General features: G+C 41.4%; 23 protein-coding genes. 13 read left to right on the top strand and 10 right to left on the bottom strand.

What is annotated here, in order from left to right:
* The first annotated feature begins 12 nt into the window (after nt 1-12).
* Entirely contained in the window at nt 13-1,248 is a 1,236-nt protein-coding gene (locus KSK37_RS04565) for an efflux RND transporter periplasmic adaptor subunit (protein ID WP_088359975.1), read from the top strand.
* A 48-nt stretch (nt 1,249-1,296) separates the two neighbouring features.
* Entirely contained in the window at nt 1,297-3,405 is a 2,109-nt protein-coding gene (locus tag KSK37_RS04560; RefSeq protein WP_088359974.1) for a heavy metal translocating P-type ATPase, read from the top strand.
* A 191-nt stretch (nt 3,406-3,596) separates the two neighbouring features.
* Here KSK37_RS04560 and KSK37_RS04555 read toward each other — a convergent pair whose 3' ends face one another.
* Nucleotides 3,597-3,749 (bottom strand): hypothetical protein, encoded by a 153-nt coding sequence (locus KSK37_RS04555; RefSeq protein WP_179209396.1) that lies wholly within the window; start codon nt 3,747-3,749, stop codon nt 3,597-3,599.
* Nucleotides 3,750-4,245: 496 nt separating this feature from the next.
* The gene (locus KSK37_RS04550; RefSeq protein WP_088359973.1) at nt 4,246-4,596 is read right to left on the bottom strand and encodes a hypothetical protein; all 351 of its coding nucleotides are present in this window, start codon (nt 4,594-4,596) and stop codon (nt 4,246-4,248) included.
* A gap of 94 nt (nt 4,597-4,690) precedes the next feature.
* Here KSK37_RS04550 and KSK37_RS04545 point away from each other — a divergent pair, with 94 nt between their 5' ends.
* Nucleotides 4,691-5,116, top strand: a complete 426-nt coding sequence (locus tag KSK37_RS04545) for a DUF6943 family protein (RefSeq protein ID WP_088359972.1) — start codon at nt 4,691-4,693, stop codon at nt 5,114-5,116.
* Nucleotides 5,117-5,820: 704 nt separating this feature from the next.
* Here KSK37_RS04545 and KSK37_RS04540 read toward each other — a convergent pair.
* The 4 genes from KSK37_RS04540 to KSK37_RS04525 form a co-directional block, all read right to left on the bottom strand.
* The gene (locus tag KSK37_RS04540) at nt 5,821-6,111 is read right to left on the bottom strand and encodes a hypothetical protein (RefSeq protein ID WP_088359970.1); all 291 of its coding nucleotides are present in this window, start codon (nt 6,109-6,111) and stop codon (nt 5,821-5,823) included.
* Nucleotides 6,101-6,364: a hypothetical protein gene (locus KSK37_RS04535; protein ID WP_088359969.1), complete on the bottom strand. Its 264-nt coding sequence runs from the start codon at nt 6,362-6,364 to the stop codon at nt 6,101-6,103. The genes KSK37_RS04540 and KSK37_RS04535 overlap by 11 nt, the downstream gene beginning before the upstream one ends.
* 12 nt (nt 6,365-6,376) lie before the next feature.
* On the bottom strand, nt 6,377-6,829 hold the full coding sequence (locus KSK37_RS04530; protein ID WP_217199719.1) for a DUF5675 family protein: 453 nt from the start codon (nt 6,827-6,829) through the stop codon (nt 6,377-6,379).
* 79 nt (nt 6,830-6,908) lie between these two features.
* A complete protein-coding gene (locus KSK37_RS04525) occupies nt 6,909-7,712 on the bottom strand; it encodes a hypothetical protein (RefSeq protein ID WP_088359968.1) in 804 nt (267 codons plus the stop codon).
* Between the two features lie 108 nt (nt 7,713-7,820).
* On the opposite strand from KSK37_RS04525, the gene KSK37_RS04520 reads away from it, so the two are divergent.
* From KSK37_RS04520 to KSK37_RS04510, 3 genes are all read left to right on the top strand, one after another.
* Nucleotides 7,821-8,378 carry a thermonuclease family protein gene (locus KSK37_RS04520; RefSeq protein ID WP_088359967.1) on the top strand — a complete coding sequence of 186 codons (558 nt, stop codon included), beginning with the start codon at nt 7,821-7,823 and terminating at the stop codon, nt 8,376-8,378.
* A 123-nt stretch (nt 8,379-8,501) separates the two neighbouring features.
* A complete protein-coding gene (locus KSK37_RS04515) occupies nt 8,502-9,536 on the top strand; it encodes an acyl-CoA reductase (protein WP_217199718.1) in 1,035 nt (344 codons plus the stop codon).
* A gap of 12 nt (nt 9,537-9,548) precedes the next feature.
* Nucleotides 9,549-10,397 (top strand): aldose 1-epimerase family protein, encoded by an 849-nt coding sequence (locus tag KSK37_RS04510; protein WP_217199716.1) that lies wholly within the window; start codon nt 9,549-9,551, stop codon nt 10,395-10,397.
* Here KSK37_RS04510 and KSK37_RS04505 read toward each other — a convergent pair.
* Nucleotides 10,394-10,711 (bottom strand): DUF4286 family protein, encoded by a 318-nt coding sequence (locus KSK37_RS04505; RefSeq protein WP_217199713.1) that lies wholly within the window; start codon nt 10,709-10,711, stop codon nt 10,394-10,396. The genes KSK37_RS04510 and KSK37_RS04505 overlap by 4 nt on opposite strands.
* A 151-nt stretch (nt 10,712-10,862) precedes the next feature.
* Here KSK37_RS04505 and gyrA point away from each other — a divergent pair, with 151 nt between their 5' ends.
* From gyrA to KSK37_RS04490, 3 genes are all read left to right on the top strand, one after another.
* Complete coding sequence (gyrA, locus tag KSK37_RS04500) at nt 10,863-13,544, top strand: DNA gyrase subunit A (RefSeq protein WP_217199711.1); 2,682 nt, start codon at nt 10,863-10,865, stop codon at nt 13,542-13,544.
* 33 nt (nt 13,545-13,577) lie between these two features.
* Nucleotides 13,578-14,966, top strand: coding sequence for a tetratricopeptide repeat protein (locus KSK37_RS04495; protein ID WP_217199709.1), 1,389 nt, complete (start codon nt 13,578-13,580; stop codon nt 14,964-14,966).
* 170 nt (nt 14,967-15,136) lie between these two features.
* Complete coding sequence (locus tag KSK37_RS04490; RefSeq protein WP_217199707.1) at nt 15,137-16,909, top strand: aminopeptidase P family protein; 1,773 nt, start codon at nt 15,137-15,139, stop codon at nt 16,907-16,909.
* 61 nt (nt 16,910-16,970) lie between these two features.
* On the opposite strand, the gene KSK37_RS04485 is transcribed toward KSK37_RS04490, so the two are convergent.
* On the bottom strand, nt 16,971-17,264 hold the full coding sequence (locus KSK37_RS04485; protein ID WP_217199705.1) for a hypothetical protein: 294 nt from the start codon (nt 17,262-17,264) through the stop codon (nt 16,971-16,973).
* Nucleotides 17,265-17,497: 233 nt separating this feature from the next.
* Here KSK37_RS04485 and mnmE point away from each other — a divergent pair, with 233 nt between their 5' ends.
* From mnmE to KSK37_RS04465, 4 genes are all read left to right on the top strand, one after another.
* Complete coding sequence (gene mnmE, locus KSK37_RS04480) at nt 17,498-18,883, top strand: tRNA uridine-5-carboxymethylaminomethyl(34) synthesis GTPase MnmE (RefSeq protein ID WP_217199703.1); 1,386 nt, start codon at nt 17,498-17,500, stop codon at nt 18,881-18,883.
* 285 nt (nt 18,884-19,168) lie between these two features.
* The gene (locus KSK37_RS04475; protein WP_217199701.1) at nt 19,169-19,435 is read left to right on the top strand and encodes a helix-turn-helix transcriptional regulator; all 267 of its coding nucleotides are present in this window, start codon (nt 19,169-19,171) and stop codon (nt 19,433-19,435) included.
* Between the two features lie 2 nt (nt 19,436-19,437).
* Nucleotides 19,438-20,700, top strand: a complete 1,263-nt coding sequence (locus tag KSK37_RS04470; RefSeq protein WP_217199699.1) for a type II toxin-antitoxin system HipA family toxin — start codon at nt 19,438-19,440, stop codon at nt 20,698-20,700.
* 408 nt (nt 20,701-21,108) lie between these two features.
* Nucleotides 21,109-21,390: a DNA-3-methyladenine glycosylase gene (locus tag KSK37_RS04465; RefSeq protein ID WP_343216974.1), complete on the top strand. Its 282-nt coding sequence runs from the start codon at nt 21,109-21,111 to the stop codon at nt 21,388-21,390.
* Here the strand turns inward: KSK37_RS04465 and KSK37_RS04460 are convergent, their stop codons facing one another.
* Entirely contained in the window at nt 21,391-22,245 is an 855-nt protein-coding gene (locus KSK37_RS04460) for a helix-turn-helix domain-containing protein (RefSeq protein ID WP_217199697.1), read from the bottom strand.
* A 69-nt stretch (nt 22,246-22,314) separates the two neighbouring features.
* Nucleotides 22,315-22,989, bottom strand: coding sequence for an ankyrin repeat domain-containing protein (locus KSK37_RS04455; protein WP_343216973.1), 675 nt, complete (start codon nt 22,987-22,989; stop codon nt 22,315-22,317).
* Nucleotides 22,990-22,994: the final 5 nt, after the last annotated feature.

Here is a 22,994-nt window from a genome sequence, read left to right as displayed (position 1 = left end):
AGAGAATATAACATGAAAAAATATATCACCCTAATTTTTGCGGTCTCTGTCTTGTTGACAGGATGCAAAAAAGAATCAGAAGTCACTGAAACCAAAGAAGCAACTGCAGTAGAGAAGCCCGATGAGCACGAAGATCCTAATGTGGCACATTTCACCGAAGAACAGATAAAAACTGTAGGCATCCAGATGGGCAGTATCGAAAGTAAGGAGCTTTCCAATACCATCAAGGTGAGCGGTATGCTAACCGTGCCGAATCAGAATAAGGCATTTGTCACGCCCTCATACAGCGGTATAGTGCGCTCATTGTATGTCCAGCCTGGAAGTTATGTGTCGCGGGGAAAAGTTATAGCAACGATATCAAATCCCGATTTAATCGTGATGCAGCAGCAGCTGCAGCAGGTGAATGGCCAAATCAAGATGGCAGAGCTGGAGGTAACGCGTGCCCAGCAGCTTTATAAAGGAAATGCCGCACCGTTAAAGAAATTTCAGCAGGCACAGACAGATCTTGCAACATTACGAAGCCAGCGCTCCGGACTGCAGAAACAGCTAGGCAGCATCGGTGCAGCTCAGGGTTACAGTTCGTCCCTTGCGGTGCGCGCGCCCATCAGCGGAACGGTAAGTAAAGTGATTGCGCAAATCGGGAGTAATGTAGACATGGCTTCGCCAATTGCCGAAATTGTAAGCAACTCAGCCCTGCATTTAGATATCTATGTATATGAAAAAGACTTGGGTAAAGTACAGCCAGGACAAACCATTCATTTTACACTTACCAACAGTCCAGGTAAAGAGTATGATGCAAAAATAACTTCAATAGGTACAGCCTTTGAAGGAGAAAGCAAAACTGTTCCTGTTCACGCACAAGTCGTCGGTGACCGATCAGGTCTTATTGATGGCATGAATGTTACCGCAGTCATAAGTCTTGATAAGCAAACTACTGCATCCGTTCCTACTGAAGCTATAGTTAATGATAAGGGACAGGATTTTATCTTTATAATGCAGTCCGATCATGATAAAGAAGAAAATAACGAAAAAGTATCAACTTCAACAAACGGAAATAACAAAAAAACAATTGTGGAAAAGGAAGTAGGTTTTGAAAAAATTCCTGTTGCTAAAGGGGTTACTGATTTAGGCTACACACAAATTACACCTTTAAAACCAATTCCTGCCGATGCTAAAATCGTAATTAAGAACGCCTTCTTTATCTTGGCTAAGTTAAATAATAAGGGAGAGGAAGGTGATGGTCATTAAGAAATAGCACTTCAAAATAAGAATTAATACATTATTAAAATAAAACTTATGGCAAATAATAAATTACATACACATACTTTCGACGAAAATGGTCGTCAGTTGTGTTGTACAGAAGAAGAAAAAATCAATTTGGTTGCAGACCAAAGATTGAAAAAAGAGTTAGGCGATAAAGCATGTTGTGCTGTAGATGAGAAAATAAACCGTTCAAAAAGCGAGCATTCAGAAAAGGATGGCCATAAACCTGGCGATGAACACGATGATGATGATGATGGTCACGATCATTCTAATCAGGGAAAATCAACTTTCCAGCTATTTCTTCCGGCTATTATTTCATTCGTGATTCTAATGGCAGGATTGGGAATCGATTATTTGATCCCTCAATCTTGGTTCAATGATTGGTTGCGGGTTGGTTGGTATGCAGCGGCATATCTTCCGGTAGGTTTACCGGTTCTTAAAGAAGCGTTTGAAAGTATCAGGAAGGGAGATGTGTTTTCGGAGTTTTTTCTAATGTCTATTGCCACAATAGGTGCCTTTGCAATTGGTGAATATCCTGAAGGGGTAGCTGTAATGCTCTTCTATTCAGTAGGCGAAGTTTTCCAGACTTTAGCCGTTCAGCGCGCAAAAGGAAACATAGCAAAACTTCTCGATCAGCGTCCCGATGAAGTGACCATCTTGGTGGATAACCGCCCACAAACGGTAAAAGCGGCGGAAGTTGCACTGGATTCGGTTATTCAGCTGAAACCGGGAGAAAAACTGGCCCTGGATGGAATTTTGATTTCAGACAGTGCTTCGTTCAATACTTCGGCACTTACCGGTGAAAGCAAACCGGATACAAAACAGAAAAACGATACCGTCCTTGCAGGAATGATTAACCTGAATACGGTAGCAAAAGTGCAGGTCAATACCCTCTACAATGATTCGAAACTTTCAAAGATTCTGGAATTGGTACAGAATGCGACTGCACAGAAAGCACCCACCGAATTGTTCATCAGGAAATTTGCCCGCATCTATACCCCAATCGTGGTATTTCTCGCTGTGGCAATCTGTCTGTTACCCTATTTGTTTGTCGATGAATATATTTTCCGGGACTGGTTATATCGCGCCCTTATATTCCTGGTAATATCCTGTCCATGTGCATTAGTAATTAGTATTCCACTAGGATACTTTGGTGGCATTGGTGCCGCAAGCAGAAATGGAATTTTATTTAAGGGCAGTAACTTTCTGGATGCGTTGGCAGAGGTCAAAAATGTGGTTATGGATAAGACCGGAACCATGACTGAGGGCGTCTTTAAAGTACAGACCGTCAATCTAAAGCAGGAATTTGACCGGGATTTAATTCTAAAATTAGTGAATGTAATCGAAAATTCATCAACCCATCCGGTGGCAACTGCCATTCACGATCATCTCGGTGAACCCGACCATACTATAATTCTCGACAATGTAGAAGAAATAGCGGGACATGGCCTGAAGGGATCGTATCAGGGAAAAGAGTTGCTCGTAGGAAACTTTAAACTGATGGATAAATTCAATATCCAATATGATGTAAATCCAAACGATATTGTAGAAACATTGATTGCCATTGCTTATGAAGGAAAATTTGCGGGATACCTTACCATTGCGGATAGCATCAAAGAAGACGCTGCCGAAACTGTACAGAAACTTCAAAGTTTAGGAGTAAAAGTTACCATGTTGAGCGGTGATAAAGCAACGGTAGTCAAAGCTGTAGCAGGAAAACTGGGCATACCTAATGCTTTTGGCGATTTATTGCCGGAAGATAAAGTGAATAAAGTCAAAGAAATAAAAGCACGGAATGAAACGGTTGCATTTGTTGGCGACGGAGTCAACGATGCGCCGGTTGTAGCTTTAAGTGATGTTGGCATAGCGATGGGTGGCCTTGGGAGTGATGCCACCATTGAAACCGCTGATGTGGTAATTCAGGACGACAAACCTTCAAAAATCCCAATGGCCATTAATATTGGCAAGCAAACCAAAAAAATTGTTTGGCAGAACATCGCGTTGGCCTTTGGAGTAAAAGCAGTGGTCTTGGTATTAGGAGCAGGGGGGTTAGCCACGATGTGGGAAGCAGTCTTTGCAGATGTGGGCGTAGCATTGCTTGCCATACTAAATGCGGTAAGGATTCAGAAAATGAAATTTTAAACAAGGCGGGCTTCGGTCCGTTTTTTTATGGGAGATATTGTGCAAAAATAATGAGCCTCCAAAATATCCCCGCTGCCACAGCAAGTAACATAATGGAAATTATACGCACCTGCCATCTGCAAATCCGTTGCCCTCCTCTCCACTTCGTTGCGTTACTGGCAAACCAGCACCATAGTGCCTATAATTTGAAATTATGCTAAATGCTTTCCTTTTGTCTGGGCGAAGCCCACACAAGCCACCGCCTTCCAGCCGCCAGGCCAGTTATAATTTAGAAGACTATTTTCCCAATCCACTTCCCTACCCGAAAAGTTCAGTTCCAACATTGCCATGTGCCTACAGTCCATAGCCTGTTCTTAATTCAGGTTCTGTAAAGATAGGTACGGCTACAGGCTATGCACTTCAGCACCGCGCACAGCAGTATTCCGGGCAACAAAAAAATGCGCATGCCATCGCTTTCCCTTTGCCCCCTTGCAGCACCATCACGCATTTTTTTCATTGCCCTCCATACAGCTGTCTTTCCAGCCCCTTTAGTATTAGTTTATCGAAAGGGAGTTGCCGCACCTTTCCCATGTTCCTCCAGCACAAAGCCGGCTTCCACTTCACGGACGTGCCCGGCCGTTCCGTTGCAGCCGTCTATACGCTTCCGTCACCGCGCACAGCAGTATGCCGGTATACCGGGATTTGTCTATTGAATTTTAGCTCCGGCACACCGTCATACAGCTGTCTTTTCCATCGCTTTTCCTTTCCTTGAAAGTCAGTTATAAAAGCAATCTATTCCTTGCCCGAAGACCCGTAAAACTCCCACATCGAAGACTCGCTACAACTATTTGTCCCGTACCGTTAGTCAATAAACTGCTTTGTTTCAGCGGAAAAATGTAGTGGCAGTTTATTCACTATCGGTACCGCGCACAGCAGTATGCCGCTGCTGCGAGCCCTCGCTTCGGCATACCGCTGTCTTTCCCTCCGCTGAAGGGATTTAGTAAAATACCGCTTAGATTCCCTGAGTTTTATAATAAGCAAAACTCCTACTGCACCAATCGATAAACCCGGATAAGAAAAAATAAAAAAAAAGAAAGTAAAGGTATACCGTCGGAAAAATGCCCTGACAATATCTTGCCCTGCCGGGTTTTTTGCAAAAAAGAAGGCCGCGAAAAATGATACGGCAATCTTTTTTGCAAAAAAATATTGCATAGCATTTTTCCTCCCGAGGGGTAGAGCACTTTCTTTTTTTTCTTTTTTTCTTTTGAATAGTATTCAGAAGAGCAAATTTTTTAAAACAAAAGTTATGCTTACCAACAAAGTACGGACGTACTCAGTCCACCGCCCAGCCCCGGAAACGGCTGTTTTTATTCTGAATCGTGGCCACAATGCCGGAAAACCTTTGCGTGAACCTTGCCCGAACTGCTTCATCATCTACTGTGGCAACCAGGAAGAACTCGAAACCGTTTACTGGACCTTTTACGCACTCTGGAAAAACGGGTTCTTTCATCCTTATCTCTGCGGCAGCGTCATCGAAATGCTCAGACTCTTCGATCTGAAGAAGCTGCTGCAGAACTTCATTCAGCCTGGCATCCAAAAAGCCATCCGAAACCCGGAAATGATCCACAAAATCAAATCGATTTACGACCTGGAACAGAAGCAAGTGCAGCAATCCCGGCTCATCAGTCAGCTCCGAGCAGCACTCATTCAGAAATACTATTACAGCATCTAAAATTTAAAGATTCCCTTCGGGGAATTTTTTTCGTATATTAGAGATAATCAGTAATAAATAAAACAAATGAGCTACTTGGATAACTTTAAAGATGTCGTTATTTTTACAAGTGTTGTAATGAAAATTTATGATACTTTTAAAAAAGGGTCAACAGAAAAATGGTTTAAAAATGAAGGGTTTTGGAATTATTCTACGGACGAAAATTCACTTAGCACTACGCGGAAGTATTATGAAATTGTATTTTATAGAAAACAACCGTCGGGTCTGCAAACTGGGTTTATTTCAGATGACTCTAACGTAAATATTTTACATAAAAATATGTATCAGTTCGAAGTTCAGAAAATTATACTTGGACTCTCTATCCTTAGGAAGGAAAAAAACTCAATGATTAACCGAAAATTGCACTCGCAAGGCTTAACTTTGTCATTTCGTAAATATTTACTTTGTTTTGGATTTCCCCAAAATGATATTGGCCTCCCCAAATTCCTTATGCTATATTTTGATAGAAAATCTAAGAATTTTTTCTTCTAACTTATCTGTGGTCTTATACTTTTCCCACCCATATCCCGTACTAGAGTCATACTTATTTCACCCCTTTTAACAAAAGAGGGAAAACAGACGCAGAAAAAATCTAAGCCATAAAAAAAGCCTGTCATGACAACAGGCCGGTTAACCAAAAAAATTCTAATTATGTGACTTAAGTGCTATTTCACAGCTTCATCAGCTGGATCTTCCAGGGATTTTCCGGGGATTTTACCGGATTTTTCGCCATACTCTTCCGAGCTGATAGCCGTCTGGCTCACCGCACCAAGAATGGTTCCGCCCAAAAGCAAATAACCTCCAATGGAAACCACTGCTGCAGGCAAGGCAACCGGTGCGGCCACCAGGGCACCACCAACAGCCGTAAGGGTAATGCCTACATTTCTAACAATCCTGAACCATTTTGGAGTGGGAGCCGACATTCTGCTTACCAAATTGAGATTTCTATTTTTCATGATCCTGATTTTTTATTTGGTTAATTTCTAATTTATTGATCCTTTGTTCCAGATATTCAACTTTCTTCGTGAGGATATCATAAGAAGTCCTGAATTCTGTTTTGATAATCAGAGCCATGGTCTTGACTTCCGACATATCTCTTTCCATACTCTTGAAATCGGTGTGCAGTTGCTTTATAAAATACGCCACAATTCCCAACAGAACACTGCTGATAAAACCGAACAGTACACTTAATGTTACTTCATTTGCCATGGCTCTTCGGTTTTAAAATTGAAAATTGTTCTGGATTTCAATCTGGTTATCCTTGCTTTTGGCTGCCGCCAAAAGTTTTGGATAAACCTGCTTGTAGGCATCCCGGCTCTGCAGAAACTGATAATCACCGTCTTTCTTGATATAACTGAGTCCGACCAGCGGACAGCCTGAAGTATGTTCGATAGTGTTTCCGATATGGATATACACCGCATCGAAAGTCGGAAGATCATCGATTTCAATCATGCCTACGTGCATCGGTCCATACTGCTGAACATAATTCCTGTTCATGCCTCCGCAGGTATTAATTCTGAGGTGAAATTTTCCCTCTGGAATTGCAGTTTTATTTTTGATTTTTACCTGGCGGATTTTATCTTCCAGCAAAAAACATTGAAATATTCCGTCAATATAAAGATGAGAAAGCGTGCTTTCTTTGCCCTGTGCTACTCTTACTATTTTTGTTCTCATAATGTGCTGATGTTTTAAAATTGAATATTGAGATAAAAAAAAGGCTTCCCAAAATGGGAAGCCCTTTAATGATTTCATTCTAGAAAACTTCCTCGATTTTGAGACAGTTTCCGGATGCAAAAGGATAATACTGTCCGTTTACTTCCTGGAAGAATTCAATACCGATACACTGAAGAACCGAAACATTATTTCCTAAAACCGGGGATCCTGGGAGTTCTGCCGGAATCGTGGATCCAGCATAACTTGCATTCAACGGAAGATAAGGGGAGTAATTCACCACGCTTAGCTCGTTGTTTACATTGTCGTCCGGTTCGTAAGTTCCGGTTACCGGATTATAAGAAAAGTCAGCAATTACCGCCAATGCATGCAGCAAACGGAAATGCGTTGCTCCTGCCGGAGAAGAAATCAAATCAGAAGGATTAAACTCATCTATGATGAAATCTCCTGCATTTCTTTCCACGTCATGATTCACATCATAAGGAGCGTTGAAAATTCCGTTGATTGACTGGTTTTTGTTGAACTCGAAGCCGTTCAGATAATTTCTCTGAGTGGAGATTTCCACCTTTCGGTAACCTCTGGCTTCGGTTCCGTCCTCCAGGTTGATTCTCTTCATAATCGAAGTTAATCTGCCTGTTACCTGAGTATCGGTAAATTTGCCCATCAATGCAGAGAGGGCGGTTCGCACCGCTTTACCGGCGATGGCACAGCCACCGAATTCGTTCATATTTTCGCGAGTACGCTCAAACTCCGGGGCTGTTTTTACCTGTTGAGCGGTCGGTCCGCCAACCATTCCTGCAAAAAATCCTCTTTGCCCTTTAATTTTGAAATGTCTAACGTCGCCTATTGTTCCGACGTATTTCATGAGACCTTTTTGTCTTGCCATGATATTAAATTTTGTAATTGATAATTTGAAGAAAAACACTGTTGTCTAGACAGTTATAAATTTCTTGAATTATCTTTACATAAACAACATATAAAATAATGTAAACCAATGCATTACAACGAAATCAACCCAAAAAACACTCTTCCCGAGAGCAGCAAACCTGAAATTCCTGCAGCAAAGTATTTTAGAATTCCGGGAATTATGACCGAAACATTCTGGATCGTCGAAAGAGTTCTGGATGGTGACAGTTTAATTGTCAAAGAAGAATTCGGTCAGGAACGTAAGGAAATTCGCCTTTACGGCCTCGATGCACCGGAAGTGCATCTCAGCCGGAAAATGCGCGAGGATGAAGCGAAAAGCCACATACCTGCAGCTTTATTGCTTGAACTCGGACTTCAGAGTTTAGATTACGTGCTCCAGGTGTGTCCCACTGGAACACGCATCACACTCCTTACCGAAAAGAAGAATCAACTAGACTTCTGGCTGCGCCAGTTGGCCTATGTTATTCTGCCTTCTGGAGAATGTTTAAATGAGCTAATAGTAGGGAATGGGTGGGCAAAAAGTTCTAACAATTACTTTTGCAGTTATTTGCACTACTTTCAACAATTGAGTAACTTTGCAAAAGCAAACAATACAGGAATATATAAGTTTTCTGGGAGTTTCTAAAATGTTGTACCTATGTTGTACCACAGAAAGTAAGGGAGTAAGATAAACCCCTATTTTAGGACGCTAACCAAGAAGTTTATTACTTTGCACAAAATTACTAAAAATCCCTCAATTTTCCTCATAATGAATACAGAAAAACAAATTTCAGGACTTTGTAAGCTTGGTTTATATATTAAGAAGTTTTTAGAAACAAAACCTGAGAATTATAACGAAAATGATGAAGCCTTTTCTGCTTTGTTGAGAAAATCGGAAATTGAAAATTCTTGGTTTACTCCCGAAAATCAAAAATTTGCTTTGAAGCAATGGGCTGATCTGCTGACTGAAGAGCATCTGAAACAGTGGCTTTCCAATTATCAGACTTCAAAAACCTCTAAGAAAGTCGGGCTTATTCTGGCGGGAAATATTCCTATGGTTGGATTTCATGATGTGATTTCAGTGGTTTTGAGCAATCATATTCCGTTAATTAAACTTTCCTCCAAAGACCGGCAGCTGCTGCCTTTTCTTTTAGAAAAATGGAATGAATTTGCGGAAGGAAATGTACGATATGAATTGGTGGAAAGGTTGGTTAATTTTGATGCGGTAATTGCCACGGGAAGCAATAATACGGCGAGATATCTGGAATATTATTTTAAAGATCATTTGAGCATCATCCGCAAAAACAGAACTTCTGTTGCTGTTTTGAAAGGTGATGAAACTGAAGCTGAGCTGCAGCTTCTTGCCGAAGATATTTTCAGGTATTTTGGTTTGGGATGCCGAAATGTCACCAGAATCTTCATTCCTGAAAACTTTAAAATTGATGCGCTTTTTGAAAATTTCCTGAATTTTAAAGACATCATCAATCATCATAAATACGCGAACAATTACGAGTACAACCGAGCTGTTTATCTGCTGAATCAGGTGAAATTCTGGGATAACAATTTCGTGATGCTGAAAGAGGACGAGGATCTTTTTTCTCCGCTATCGGTGATTAATTTTTCCAGATATACAGAGATCGGTGAAGTGCAGAAATTCATTGAAGAAAATAAAGAGGACATCCAGGCGGTTGCCGCAAAAGCTGAATTGGGACTGGATTCAATTCCTTTGGGAACGGCTCAGCATCCAGGTTTGGATACTTATGCAGATAATGTGGATACCATGAGGTTTCTGGAGGTCATTTAATATAAATAGGGCATGAAAATCACTATTCAGAATCAGTTTTTAAAAGCAGAAATTAACAGGAGAGGAGCTGAATTGGTTTCGGTGGAGAAGGATGGTAAGAATTTCATCTGGGAGATCGATGAGAATTTCTGGGATAAAACCTCGCCGGTTTTGTTTCCTGTTATCGGAGGTTTAAAAGGTAATACTTACGAATATCAAAATAAAAAATACCAACTTCCAAGACATGGTTTTGCGCGGGAATGTGATTTTGAACTGGTGAGTAAAACAGAAGATTCCGCTGTCTTTACTTTAAAATATTCTGAAGAAGCCTTAAAAGTATTTCCATTCAAATTTACTTTAAGTATAAAATATTATATTATTCAAAATGAGTTATTTATAAAATATACCGTAAGCAATACTTCATCTGAACGAATGTATTATTCAATTGGTGCTCATCCGGCTTTTGCAGTTCGCGGAAACTTCCAGGATTACGCTCTGGAGTTTGATCTTACAGAAAATTTAACCAGTCATCAACTGGAAGATCATCTGTTTTCCGGCAAGACGCGGGAAGTGAATTTAGAAGGGAGAATTTTGCCCTTAAATTATTCGCTGTTTGAAAATGACGCTGTTGTTTTAAAGAATTCCGCGACCTCTTCTCTCAGTTTGCTGAAAAATAATATTCCATTGCTAAAGGTAAATTTTTCTCAATTTCCTTTTCTGGGAATATGGACTAAAAAAGATGCTCCGTTTATATGTATTGAGCCCTGGCTGGGAATTGCCGACAGTCATCATTCCACCGGAAAAATCGAGGAGAAGGAGGGTATTCAGGTTTTGGAGCCTTACGCGGAGCAGTCGTTCGAATGGAGTGTTGAGTTTTTTTAACCTAACTTCGATCTCAGCGGGTTGAGATAGGTGACAAATACCATGACTTCCTGAGCAAACTGCTGTTCAATTCTTTCCACAATGTTTTTCATCTCGATTTCAATAAAATCGTGACGCTTTTCGGAGCTGTCAAAAACCAGCAGAAGGTTGGTGTTTTTTCCTTCATTAATCATCTCGCTCTCCACTTCCGAAAGGATGTATTTTTCAACATCCATAAGGTTTTCAACCATTGGATAGAGGTTGCTGTCAATATAGTTTTCCCAGCTTTCTTTAATATTTTCAGTAGAGTGAAATGTCAGACTTAAAACGCTCATAGTTTTTAACTTTTTTTATGATTTATTGTTGAAAAATTCTAGCGCAAAAATCGGTAAAATTTTCGTAAATTAGCACGTTCTTAAAATCAGAAACGAAAGAACAGTCATGCGGTTTTCTAACTGTTTGATTTTCATTTTATTAAAAAAAAATATGCATAAAGAAGGAGAAAGGTTAATTCCTATCAACATTGTTGATGAAATGAAATCCTCTTACATCGATTATTCGATGTCGGTAATTGTTTCCAGAGCATTACCAGATGTAAGAGATGGCTTGAAGCCGGTACACAGAAGAGTTTTATACGGAATGTATGGTTTGAACGTTTTTTCAAACAGAAAACATTTGAAATCTGCGAGAATTGTCGGTGATGTTCTTGGTAAATACCACCCGCACGGTGACAGTTCAGTTTATGACGCGATGGTCCGTATGGCACAGCCCTGGAGTCTGCGTTATCCGCAGGTTGACGGGCAGGGTAACTTCGGTTCCATGGACGGTGATCCGCCTGCAGCAATGCGTTATACGGAAGCAAGATTAAAAAAGATTGCTGACGATATTTTAGCAGATTTAGATAAAGACACTGTAGATTTTCAGAATAACTTTGACGACTCAATGACGGAGCCTTCCGTTATGCCTACAAAAATCCCGAATCTTCTGGTTAACGGAGCCTCCGGTATTGCGGTAGGGATGGCGACCAATATGGCCCCTCACAATCTTTCTGAGAGTATTGACGCCATTGTTGCCTATGTAGAAAATAAAGATATTACCATTGATGAGCTGATGAAACACATCATCGCTCCCGATTTCCCTACAGGCGGAATTATTTATGGCTATGACGGTGTCCGCGATGCCTTCCATACGGGAAGAGGAAGAATCGTTCTCCGTGCAAAAGTGAATTTCGAGGAAGTAGGCAACAGAAACGCGATCATCGTTACGGAAATTCCGTATCAGGTGAATAAAGCGGAAATGATTGCGAGAACTGCAGAACTTGTAAAAGATGATAAAATTCCGGGGATCTATGAAATCCGTGATGAATCTGACAGACAGGGTTTAAGAATTGTTTATGAACTTAAGAATGATGCGATTCCGAATGTGGTACTCAACATGCTCTATAAGTATACTTCGCTGCAGACTTCTTTCAGTGTCAATAATATTGCGCTGGTAAAAGGAAGACCCGAGCAGCTGAATCTGAAAGACATCATTCATCATTTTGTGGATCACCGCCACGAAATCGTTATCAGAAGAACCGAATACGAACTGAAGAAAGCCAGAGAGAGAGCGCATATCCTTGAAGGTTTCATGAAAGTGATCGGTACTCAGGATGATCTGGATAAGGCTATTGCGATCATCCGTCACAGTTCGAACCCGGCAGAAGCCAAGGAAGGTTTGATGAAAGAGTTTGATCTTTCTGATCTTCAGTCTCAGGCCATTCTTGATTTAAGATTAGCGAGACTTACCGGAATGGAGCTCGACAAGATCCGTGCGGAGTATGACGAGATCATGAACTTAATCAAGAACTTTGAAGATATCCTTGCAAACGAATCCAGAAGATTCGAGATCATTAAGGAGGAGCTTCTTGATATGAAAGAAAAATACGGTGACGAAAGACGTTCAGAAATTGATTATTCAGGAGGCGAAATGTCTATTGAAGATTTAATTCCGGATGAAAAAGTAGTGCTTACGATTTCCCATGCGGGTTACATCAAGAGAACTTCTCTTTCCGAGTATAAAGTACAGAGCAGAGGAGGTGTAGGAAACCGTGCCGCGACCACAAGGGATGAAGATTTCCTTGAGTATATTGTGGCGGCAACCAATCACCAGTATATGCTCTTCTTCACAGAAAAAGGAAAATGTTTCTGGCTGAGGGTATTCGAAATTCCTGAAGGTTCCAAAACCTCAAAAGGTAGGGCCGTTCAGAACCTTATTAATATTGAGCCGGACGATAAAATTAAAGCATACATCCGAACCAACGATCTGAAGGATACCGAATATATCAACCAGATGAATGTAGTGATGATTACTAAAAACGGTACCATCAAGAAAACTTCTCTGGAAGCTTACTCAAGACCGAGAACAAACGGGGTGAATGCAATTGAAATCCGTGATAATGACCAGTTATTAGGAGCAAGACTTACGAACGGAGATTCAGAAATTATGATCGCCACCAAGAACGGAAAATGTATCCGTTTCCCTGAAGAAAAAGCAAGAGCAGTGGGACGTGGATCCATCGGAGTACGCGGTATTTCTCTCGACGAAAATGACGAGGTTATTGGCATGATTGTAGTAAATGATGTGGAGAATGAAACCGTGTTAGTTGTTTCTGAAAGAGGCTACGGGAAACGTACGGCAGTAGAAGACTACCGGGTAACCAACCGTGGCGGAAAAGGTGTTATTACCTTAAACATTACCGAAAAAACAGGTCATCTGATCGCAATTCAGAACGTAACCGATGAAGACGGATTAATGATTATCAACAAGTCCGGAGTTGCCATCAGAATGGGAATGGACGAAATGCGGGTGATGGGAAGAAATACTCAGGGGGTGAAAGTGATCAACCTGAAAAAGAATGATGAGATTGCTGCCATCGCTAAAGTAGAGATGGATAAAGATGTGGCAGAAGCAGAAGAAATGGAGGACGAAAATGCTGAAGGAGCACTTCCAGGTGCGGTAGATTCTGTACTTCCGGAATTCAAGGATGCTCCGCAAACCGGTGATAATGCGATAAGCAACATGGGTGATGCAGAATATCTAAAAAATCTTGAAAAAGAAGAAGCAGAGGAAAACAGCAGGATAGAGAAAGAAAAAGAAAACGAAGGTGAATCTGAAGACGGAGAATAATAATTAAAACCAATTTTTTTTAAATTAAATATAATGAAAAAGATATTTTTAAGCATTGCTTTAGTTTCCATGACTTTTGCATTGGCACAAAAGAAAGAAATCGCAGCAGCTGTGAAAGCAATTGATGCGGGAGACGTAGCGGCCACCAATACGCAGATTGCAGCAGCAGAGGCGGCTATGGGAGGCAAGACTTATTTGCTGGAACCTTCTCTTCAGGAGCAGTATTACTACGCAAAAGGTCTGGCACTGTTAAAGTCAGGGAAAAACGCTGAAGGTGCAACTTATCTTGCAAAAATGAGTGACCTGGGAAAATCTAAAATCTATGCCGGTAAAGACGCTTCTAAAAACAAAGTGTATTTTGTCGGGAAAGCAGATGCGGATCAGTCAGGAATTCAGGGACTGAAGGAAGAAACCTATACTACAACCTTAACCGGGAAGATAGGAAACACCATCAATCCTTTAATTGAAGCTGCAAACAAGACTGCAATGGAAGCGTATAATGCTAAAAATTATACTGCCGCTGCACCGAAGTTCAAAGAAGTTTACGATCTTTTGAAAGCGGGCGGTCAGGATAACAAACAGTATCTGTACTATTCCGGACTCAACTATGCTTTGGCGGACAAAAGAGCGGAAGCGATCAACGTATATAACGAATTGATCAATTCAGGATATACCGGCGTTAATACCACTTATGTGGCAAAAAACAAAAAAACAGGAGCGGTAGATTCACTGGATAAAACCTCATGGGATCTTTATAAAAAAATGGGCGAGTCTTCTGACTATACCGATTTTAAAACCGAAACTTCTCCAAGTATCGAGCGCGAACTTTTCGAAACCAACGCTGCCTTGCTTATTGAAGACGGAAGAAATGACGAAGCCTTAGCATTTATTGATAAAGGTCTTAAAAAATTCCCTTCAAGTGCAAAACTTTCAGAACTGCAGGGAACCGCTTATTTCAAATCAGGGAAAATGGATGAGTTCATCACCAATCTTAAAACCCAGATTACCAAAAACCCAAGTGATGCCAATAACTGGTATAACTTAGGAGTACTGCAGAGTAAAGATCCTGCAACCGTAAACGATGCGGTAGCGTCTTACAAAAAAGCCACCGAACTTAAACCTGGTTTTGCGCAGGCTTGGCAGAATTTGACCTATTTAACCATGGGAGACGATGCCAAAGCGATTGACGATTACAACGCGGCCAAAAAAGCCGGTAAAACAGAAGCTGCCAACAAAATTATCGAAGCAAGAAGATTGAGACTGGCTGCTGCTTTACCTTATGCAGAAAAATGGTATGAAAATGACCAGAACAGCGTGGATGCAGTTTCTTTATTAAAAGGACTTTACCTGTCCAACAAAAAAGAAGCGAAATTCCAGGAATTTAAAACAAAAGAAGCGGCAATGAAAGCTGCGGGAAAATAATCCCTTATAACAGGTTTTAGAACCAATATTTTTAAAAGTATACTGAATTCAGTTTCAGTATACTTTTTTTTTGGACTATCCAGAGGTATTATACTTTTACTTTTGGATTATTACGAATGTATTACATTCCGAATTCTCAATTTTTCGTAAATTCACACAAAATTTAGATTATGACCTCAGCAGAAAAAATATCGGCACTGCGCCAGAAAATGACAGAAAACCAGATTGATGCTTTCATTGTTTATTCCGCAGATCCACACATGAGCGAATATTTACCCAAGGAATGGCAGGAGAGAAGCTGGCTTTCCGGTTTTACCGGTTCGGCCGGGTTTGTGGTGGTGACCCAGAATAACGCCGGTTTATGGACGGACGGACGGTATTTCGTTCAGGCACCTCTGGAGCTTAAAGATTCAGGGATTGCATTAATGAAAGACGGACAGGAAGGAACCCCCAATTATATCGACTGGATCATTTCTGAAATTCCAAAACACGGAACCGTTGCCGTGAACGCTTTGGCCACTTCCAATACAAACTGGGAAATGCTGCAGGAAAAACTTTCCGCTAAAGACATTAAACTGGTCGATCATCCTTTGCTGAAAGAGATCTGGACGGAAAGAAATCCGGGAGCAAAGAAAAACCCTGTTTTTGTGCACCCTGTAGAAAGAGCCGGAAAATCAGTAGCCCAGAAACTTTCAGACATCCGTCAGAAAATGGAAGACCTGAACGCATCAGTTCATATTATTTCCAGTCTGGATGATGTCGCATGGACCTTAAACTTAAGAGGGAGCGACGTACAGTCCAACCCGGTATTTTTAGGATATATCATTCTGAGTAAAAATGAAACAAAACTGTTTGTTGACCTGGAAAAACTGGATGTTGACGCGAGAAAGCAGATGGACGAATCATTGGTTAAAATGATGCCTTATGAAGATTTCTTTGCCGAGCTTAACCATATTAAGAATGAAAGGATCTTAATTTCCCCGAACAGCAACCAATCTATTTTTGAATTCCTGAAAGAAAACAATACTTTCATCAAAGCAGCGGTTCCGGGAAATCTGATGAAGGCGGTGAAAAACGAAACCGAACTTGAAGGTTTCAGAACAGTGATGCAGCGCGACGGCGTGGCGATGGTGAAATTCCTTTACTGGCTGACGCATCAGGCCGGAAAAGAACCGATGACGGAATATTCGATCGGGGAAAAACTGTACGGTTTCAGAAAAGAGGGCAAAAACTTCGTGGGCGAAAGTTTCGGAAGCATCGTTGGTTATATTGAAAACGGCGCGATCATGCATTATTCAGCACCCAAAGAGGGGAGTAAATCCGTTACCAATGAATCCACTATTCTTGTAGATTCAGGAGGGCAGTATCTGGAAGGAACCACTGATATTACCAGAACGCTGGCTTTAGGAAGTGTTTCTGATGAATTCAGACGCAACTGTACGCTTGCACTGAAAGGGATGATTCAGCTTTCCATGGTGAAATTCCCGAAAGGAACCCGAGGTGTTCAGCTGGATGCTTTTGCAAGACTGGCGTTATGGAATGAAGGCAAGGACTATAATCACGGGACAGGACACGGCGTAGGAAGTTTCATGAACGTTCACGAAGGTCCGCAGAACATCCGTAAAGACATGAATTTCCAGGAACTTATTCCGGGAATGGTGATCTCCAACGAACCTGGGTTTTATCTGGAAAACCACTACGGAATCCGTCACGAAAACCTGATTGCCGTGAAAGAAGCAGAGCAGACCGAATTCGGAACTTTCTACGAGTTTGAAACTTTAACCATCTGTCCTTTCGACAGAAATGTTATCGAAACCTCACTGCTCACGGAGCCTGAAAGAAAGTGGCTGAATGCTTATCACCAATGGTGTGAAGAGAAACTGTCAGCCGATCTGGAAGGGGAAGTAAAAGAATGGTTCTCAGACCTTGTAAAACCTATTTAAAACAGGGAACAACCAATAAAAAAAGTGCAGAGATTTCTGCACTTTTTTTATGTTCTCAAGTTTATTTAATAGGGACGGTTTTTACTTCCTTATCCATTTCGCCGGCGTTTTTGGTTTTGATCGTCGCTTTGTTCTGAATCGTATTCACCCTTTTAACGTATTTTTTTCCTTTTTTGGTTTTTTTCTTTACCTTGTATCCGTTGTGCTGTTTGTGATTCGGGTCTACCACATTGTGAATGGTCTGAGGGATGTTCGCGGTTTTTTTAACCTCTTCTTTTTCTTTTGGTTTTGTTTCCTGTGCAGATGCTAACGCGATTCCCGCGAAAAACATACCTGCGATAAGTAATCTGTTCATTTTTTTAATTTTTGGATTGTTATACCGAAAACCTACTCAATCTAAATGCCAATTATTAAAAATTGAAATTAATTAAAGAAATTTAACGTTTTTAACAATTGATCGCGGAAAGTTTTTAAGATTCGTTAATGTAGTGGCTGCGGAAGTACAATTAACCTGTCTCTCACTTAATCGATTTATTCAAAACAAAAGAGGATAAAAAATAAGTATTTAAGTTTTGCTAAATTTGCAGCATGAATAACGACACCATCTGCGCATTAGCCACCGCCAACGGAATAGGAGCCCTGGGCATCATCCGGCTTTCCGGTGAAGATGCAGTACGCATTGCCCAGAAAACTTTCAAAGGCAAGAATCTCGAAAAACAGAAAAGCCATACCGTACATTACGGTTATATCGTGGATGGAGACGAAATTATTGATGAAATCATGGTCTCTGTCTTTCTCGCGCCCAAAACCTTTACTACAGAGAATGTAGTAGAAATCTCTTTTCACGGTTCTCCTTACATCGGGAAGAAGATTCTTGAAGTGCTGATTAAAAATGGGGCAAGAATGGCCAAAGCAGGGGAATTTACCATGCGCGCCTTTATGAACGGCAGAATTGACCTTTCCCAGGCAGAAGCTATTGCCGATATGATTGCGAGTGAAAACGAAGCTTCCAGAAAAGTTGCAGTCAACCAGCTGAAGGGAGGAATTACCAATGAGATCTCGATCCTGAGAACTGATCTGCTGAACTTTGTTTCTCTGATCGAACTGGAACTCGATTTTGCGGAGGAAGATGTGGAATTTGCAGACCGCAGCGCTCTGATGGCGCTTATTCATAAAATTGAGGACAAACTTAAATCACTGATCGACAGTTTCCAGTACGGAAATGCAGTGAAAAACGGGGTTGCCGTAGCCATCCTCGGGAAGCCCAATGCGGGGAAATCCACGCTTCTGAATGCTTTGCTGAAAGAAGAGCGCGCTATTGTAAGCAACATCGCCGGAACCACTAGAGATACCATTGAAGAGATCCTCCATATCAAGGGAAATGCTTTCCGTCTGATCGATACTGCCGGTCTGAGAGAAACCACGGATGAAATTGAAAAGATCGGCGTTAAAAAAGCCATTGAAAAAGTGGAACAGGCGGATGTCCTGATTTATCTTGCTGATGCGGCTACCACAGATTTTACCGAGGATTTTCTGATGCTGAAACCTCTGATCCGTACTGACCTGAAAATCATTATCTGTGCGACAAAAATAGATGAAGTGATTCCTGAACAGCACGAAAAGATGGAAGCGGTTTTCAGAAAAGAGATTCCCCAGGCTTTTGATTTTATTAAAATTTCCGCGCTGGAGAACCAGAATCTTCAGGATCTGAAGAACGAGCTTTCTTCCTATGTAGAACAGCTGAAAACCGCTGAAAACAATGTCGTGATTACTAATCAGCGGCATTATGAAGCCTTACAGAAATCGCTGGAATCTGTGAAAAGGGTAGAAGATGCGGTAACTTCAAAGATTTCCACCGAACTGCTTGCTTACGAACTCAGAAATGCCCTGGAATACCTCGGTGAGATCTCCGGTGAGTTTACCAACGACGAAGTATTGGGGAATATTTTCTCAAAGTTCTGTATCGGAAAGTAAATCCGTTTACTTTAAACCAGTTTCTCCGGAAATTAGAATCCGGGGAATTGGTATAAATCTGAGAAAAGGATGTTCGACTTACTTGCCCAGTCATTCTTAAACGATGATAATAAAGCTAAATATTCAGAATTACTTCGACAAAGATTTATGCAGCTTTCATAATTTTCGTATTCAGGGTCTGCAAGGTACACAGGCCGTAGACAATATATTAAACCAATATTTTGATACTTATAATCATCATATCGCAGGTTTTTGCTATATTTGTTTATTATAATAAACAGTGGTATGCTTGATTTTATTACGATAAAGGAGGTAAAAGGCAGTATCGGAAGCTGGTGCAGGGCCATGCGCAAAGCAGAAAATCTGACCAAACAGGAACTTGCCGAAGAGCTTGAGCTTTCCAGATTTACTATCGCAAAACTTGAAAACGGAGAAAATCCTACGCTGGAAACCCTGCTGAAAGTGCTGCAGTATTTTGACGAAATAAAATCACTCAATCAATTCGTTGTCGGCAAAACCGAAAACCTTAACGATCACCAATCCCTGTATTAGGTATGGCTAAAAATCAAATTATATCGGTACATTTTCAGGGTCTGGAAATCGGGAAGATCGGTTATGATGAAGACCAGCGCAAATCTTCTTTCCAGTACAATCCGGCTTTTCTCGAACTCGACAGGTATAAAAGGCTGTTCCCCTATATCATCAGGAGAAGTCCCCATGTTCAGATTTTTTCAGAATATGAAGGCGAAACGTTCCGCGGCCTGCCACCGGTAATTGCTGATTCCCTGCCGGATTATTTCGGAAACATCGTCTTTAAAGAATGGCTGGAAGCTACGCAGAAAAATCCTGCCGCTATTTCTCCGTTAGAACAGCTGACCTACGTGGGAGAGCGGGGGATGGGTGCGCTGGAATTTATGCCTGCAAAAGCGCTGATCTCCGACAGTTCCATTGACGTGCAAGCTATTACCGAGGTGGTTAAAAAGGTTCTGGATATCAAAGCTTCCGCAGCTCAGAAAGGACTCAGCGATATCGCCCTGCTGAATATTTTCAAAATCGGAACCTCTGCCGGAGGTGCGAGGCCGAAGATTCTTGTATCCGAACATAAAGAAACAGGACAGCTGATACCGGGTGACCTTGCGGTTTCCGCTGATTATCACCATTACCTCATCAAACTTTCCCTGGACGAAGATGCGGGGTATTCCAAAGAACAGGTAGAATTTGTTTATTACCGGATTGCGACAGGCTTGGGAATCAGAATGATGGATTCCAGGATGATCGATAACAGGCATTTTGCCACTTTGCGTTTTGACAGACAGTTTGGAGAAAAACAGCATATCCTCACCGCGTCGGGGATGACTGGCTGGGATTTTCAGAAACCTGACCACTCGTCCTATGAAAATCTTTTCAGGCTATCCGTAGACCTTAAGCTTCCTCATAAAGATATTGAGCAACTGTTCAGAAGGATGGTTTTCAACCTGGTTTTTGGCAATATTGACGATCATTTAAAGAACTTTTCATTTATCTACAACAGAGAAAAAGACCGGTGGAATCTTGCCCCTGCCTATGACCTGACTTATCCTTTAGATGCTTTGAAAAATTATACAAGAGTATCCAGAGCCCTGTCGGTCAACGGAAAAAGAAACGGCATTACCAGAGAAGACCTGCTCATCATCGCAGATCAGTTTACAGTGAAAAATCCCAATGCGGTCATTGATGAAACCGTGTCGGCGACCGGGATGTTCAGTGTTATCGCTCAGGAACAGCATATTCCGGTAAAAGTTATTGAGAACATAGAGGCCAGATTTGCTGTGATGTAGTTTGCGAATGCCTAAGCAGTCGGAAGGTTCCAACTTAAAATATCATTATATCACTCCCGTTATACGTCAATCACTAATCGGTCGCATTGTCCGTCGAATGAGCCTTGTCAAGGTTTGGAACCTTGACAAGGCTGATCGAGAGGATTCTAGCAGCACCGGGGTTTTAGAATCGCTTTTTTGATCTTTTTAGTTGTGTTAATTTCGGACGGAACCTTGCCAAGGTTGACGTGAGGATCCGGGCGGCACCGGCTTTTTAGAATCGCGTGCTGATCTTTTAGGAACCTTGTCAAGGTTTTAAACCTTGACAAGGTTGACCGTGGAAGTTTACATTGGCAGTCATCGTTTTGCTGCAGATTAACAGGTTATTAAAATGTATCAGCATCAGGAAGACTCTTCGGATTAATTGTTGTGGACTTTTTATACTTTAGCGTTGTGAAGTTACCGCTGTCATACTATTTAAATCCTGATGCCGAATTTCTGGCCAGAGACCTGCTGGGAAAAATACTTTTTACCCGGACGGAGGACGGCATCACGGCGGGTATTATTGTGGAAACAGAAGCATACTTCGGCACGGACGACAAGGCGTCTCATGCGTACGGCGGACCCCGCACTGCCCGCACTGAAACGATGTACAGTGAAGGGGGCATCGCTTTGTCGGTACAATCAAGACCTGATGTGCAGATCTTTTAATCAAAAAGCCTTATCCCTGAACTGCGTCGGTGTCATTCCCATATTTGATCTGAAAAATTTCGTAAAACTGGCATGGTCATAAAACCCTAGATCATACACAATATCTTTCACTGACATTTCAGAAACTTTGAGCAGACGCTTTGCTTCAAGTAAAATTCTGTTCTTAATTAATGAGGAAGCCGGGGTGTTGAGGTTTTTTTTAGCAATAATATTTAAATAGTTCGCCGAAATATGAAGTCGTTCGGCATAGTAGGACACCGAGCGCTCTTCTTTGAAATGGAGATCTATTAAATTTAAAAATTTAGAAATGACAGGAGTGGCGTGAATGGCCTCATAGTCCCGAAAATTTTGCCCGGCAGATCTGCTGATCATTAAACCGATGATTTCACATCGCTTCTGTATCATCTGCCAAAAGATATCCGGTGCACTGATTTCTCTCTGAATGTGCTGAAATTCCTGAAAAACATACTGAAAAACGTCCTCAGCCAGGTCAATAGCCGGATGACGCTGATAAAACAGTACCGAAAATCTAAGCGATGAAAGAAGATTTTCAAACCAGGATCTGCTGACCATCAACTGATAACCGACCGTTCCCTTTTCAATGTTCCATTGGTGTACCTGATCAGGAAAAACCACATGGATCTGATGATTGTGAATAGGGTAAGCAACGAAATCGATGAGATGTGTTCCCTTTGCTTTTTTAAAAATATTGATGATAAAAAAATCGTGCCGGTGCGGCAGATCAATCGAACGCTCACCATGAAGCTCATTGAATAAAAGCTGATCTCCGGAATTCAGGTGATCCCTGAAATCCTCAATTCCCAAAACAGGAAAATGATCCGACTTTCGCTTCATCCTCAGTTAATTTTGCCTAAAATTAGTGAAAATTTAAAACAAAAAGTTTTTAAAACAGATGTTCATATTTTAAGACTCAAGCATTTTCACGATTTCTCTGAATCCTGATGATTCTGCATGCTGCAGCGCCGTTATTCCATCTCTGTCAGGAATATCAGGATCTGCACCTCCCTGTTTTAAAATTTTAATGATCTGCTGATATTTTTCACTTCCATCCCCCAAAACGACGGCTTCCATGAGCGCGGTCCAACCCAACCGGTTAACATGATCGAGAGGGAAACCTTTGGTATTGGTGAGCACTTTCACCGTTTCCACATGACCTCTTTCGCATGCTGGAATCAAAGCCGTTCCGTTGTATCTGTTAAAAATATCGAACCGGGCGCCGCTTTTCAGAAACAGCTTTACCAGCCCGGTCTGTCCGCTTGCTCCGGCGTATAAAAACGCAGTGTCTTTCTGCGCATCCTGAAGATTCACATCTGCTTTGTAACCGATGAGGAGTTTTACCATTTCCGTGTGTTTTCCGGTGACGGCAATCAGCAGGAGGGATCTGCCTTTCTGATCGGTCGTATTAACGTCCGCACCTTTTTCCAAAGCATCTTTTACGGTAACTGTGTCATTTTTCATGACGGCCGTTACCAGGTTTTCATGTTGCATGATGTTTTCTTTTGAGTTCTGAACTGTATTTTTTCCGTGCCCATTACTATTGACACTGAAATAAGCGAAAAGAAGAAATAAGATCTTCACTGATT

Origin of the sequence: Kaistella soli, from assembly GCF_019038595.1 — a bacterium.
Taxonomy (GTDB): Bacteria; Bacteroidota; Bacteroidia; order Flavobacteriales; family Weeksellaceae; genus Kaistella; species Kaistella soli.
The sequence above is the reverse complement of the archived record's forward strand: the minus strand, read 5'-3'. Positions and strand labels throughout refer to the sequence as shown.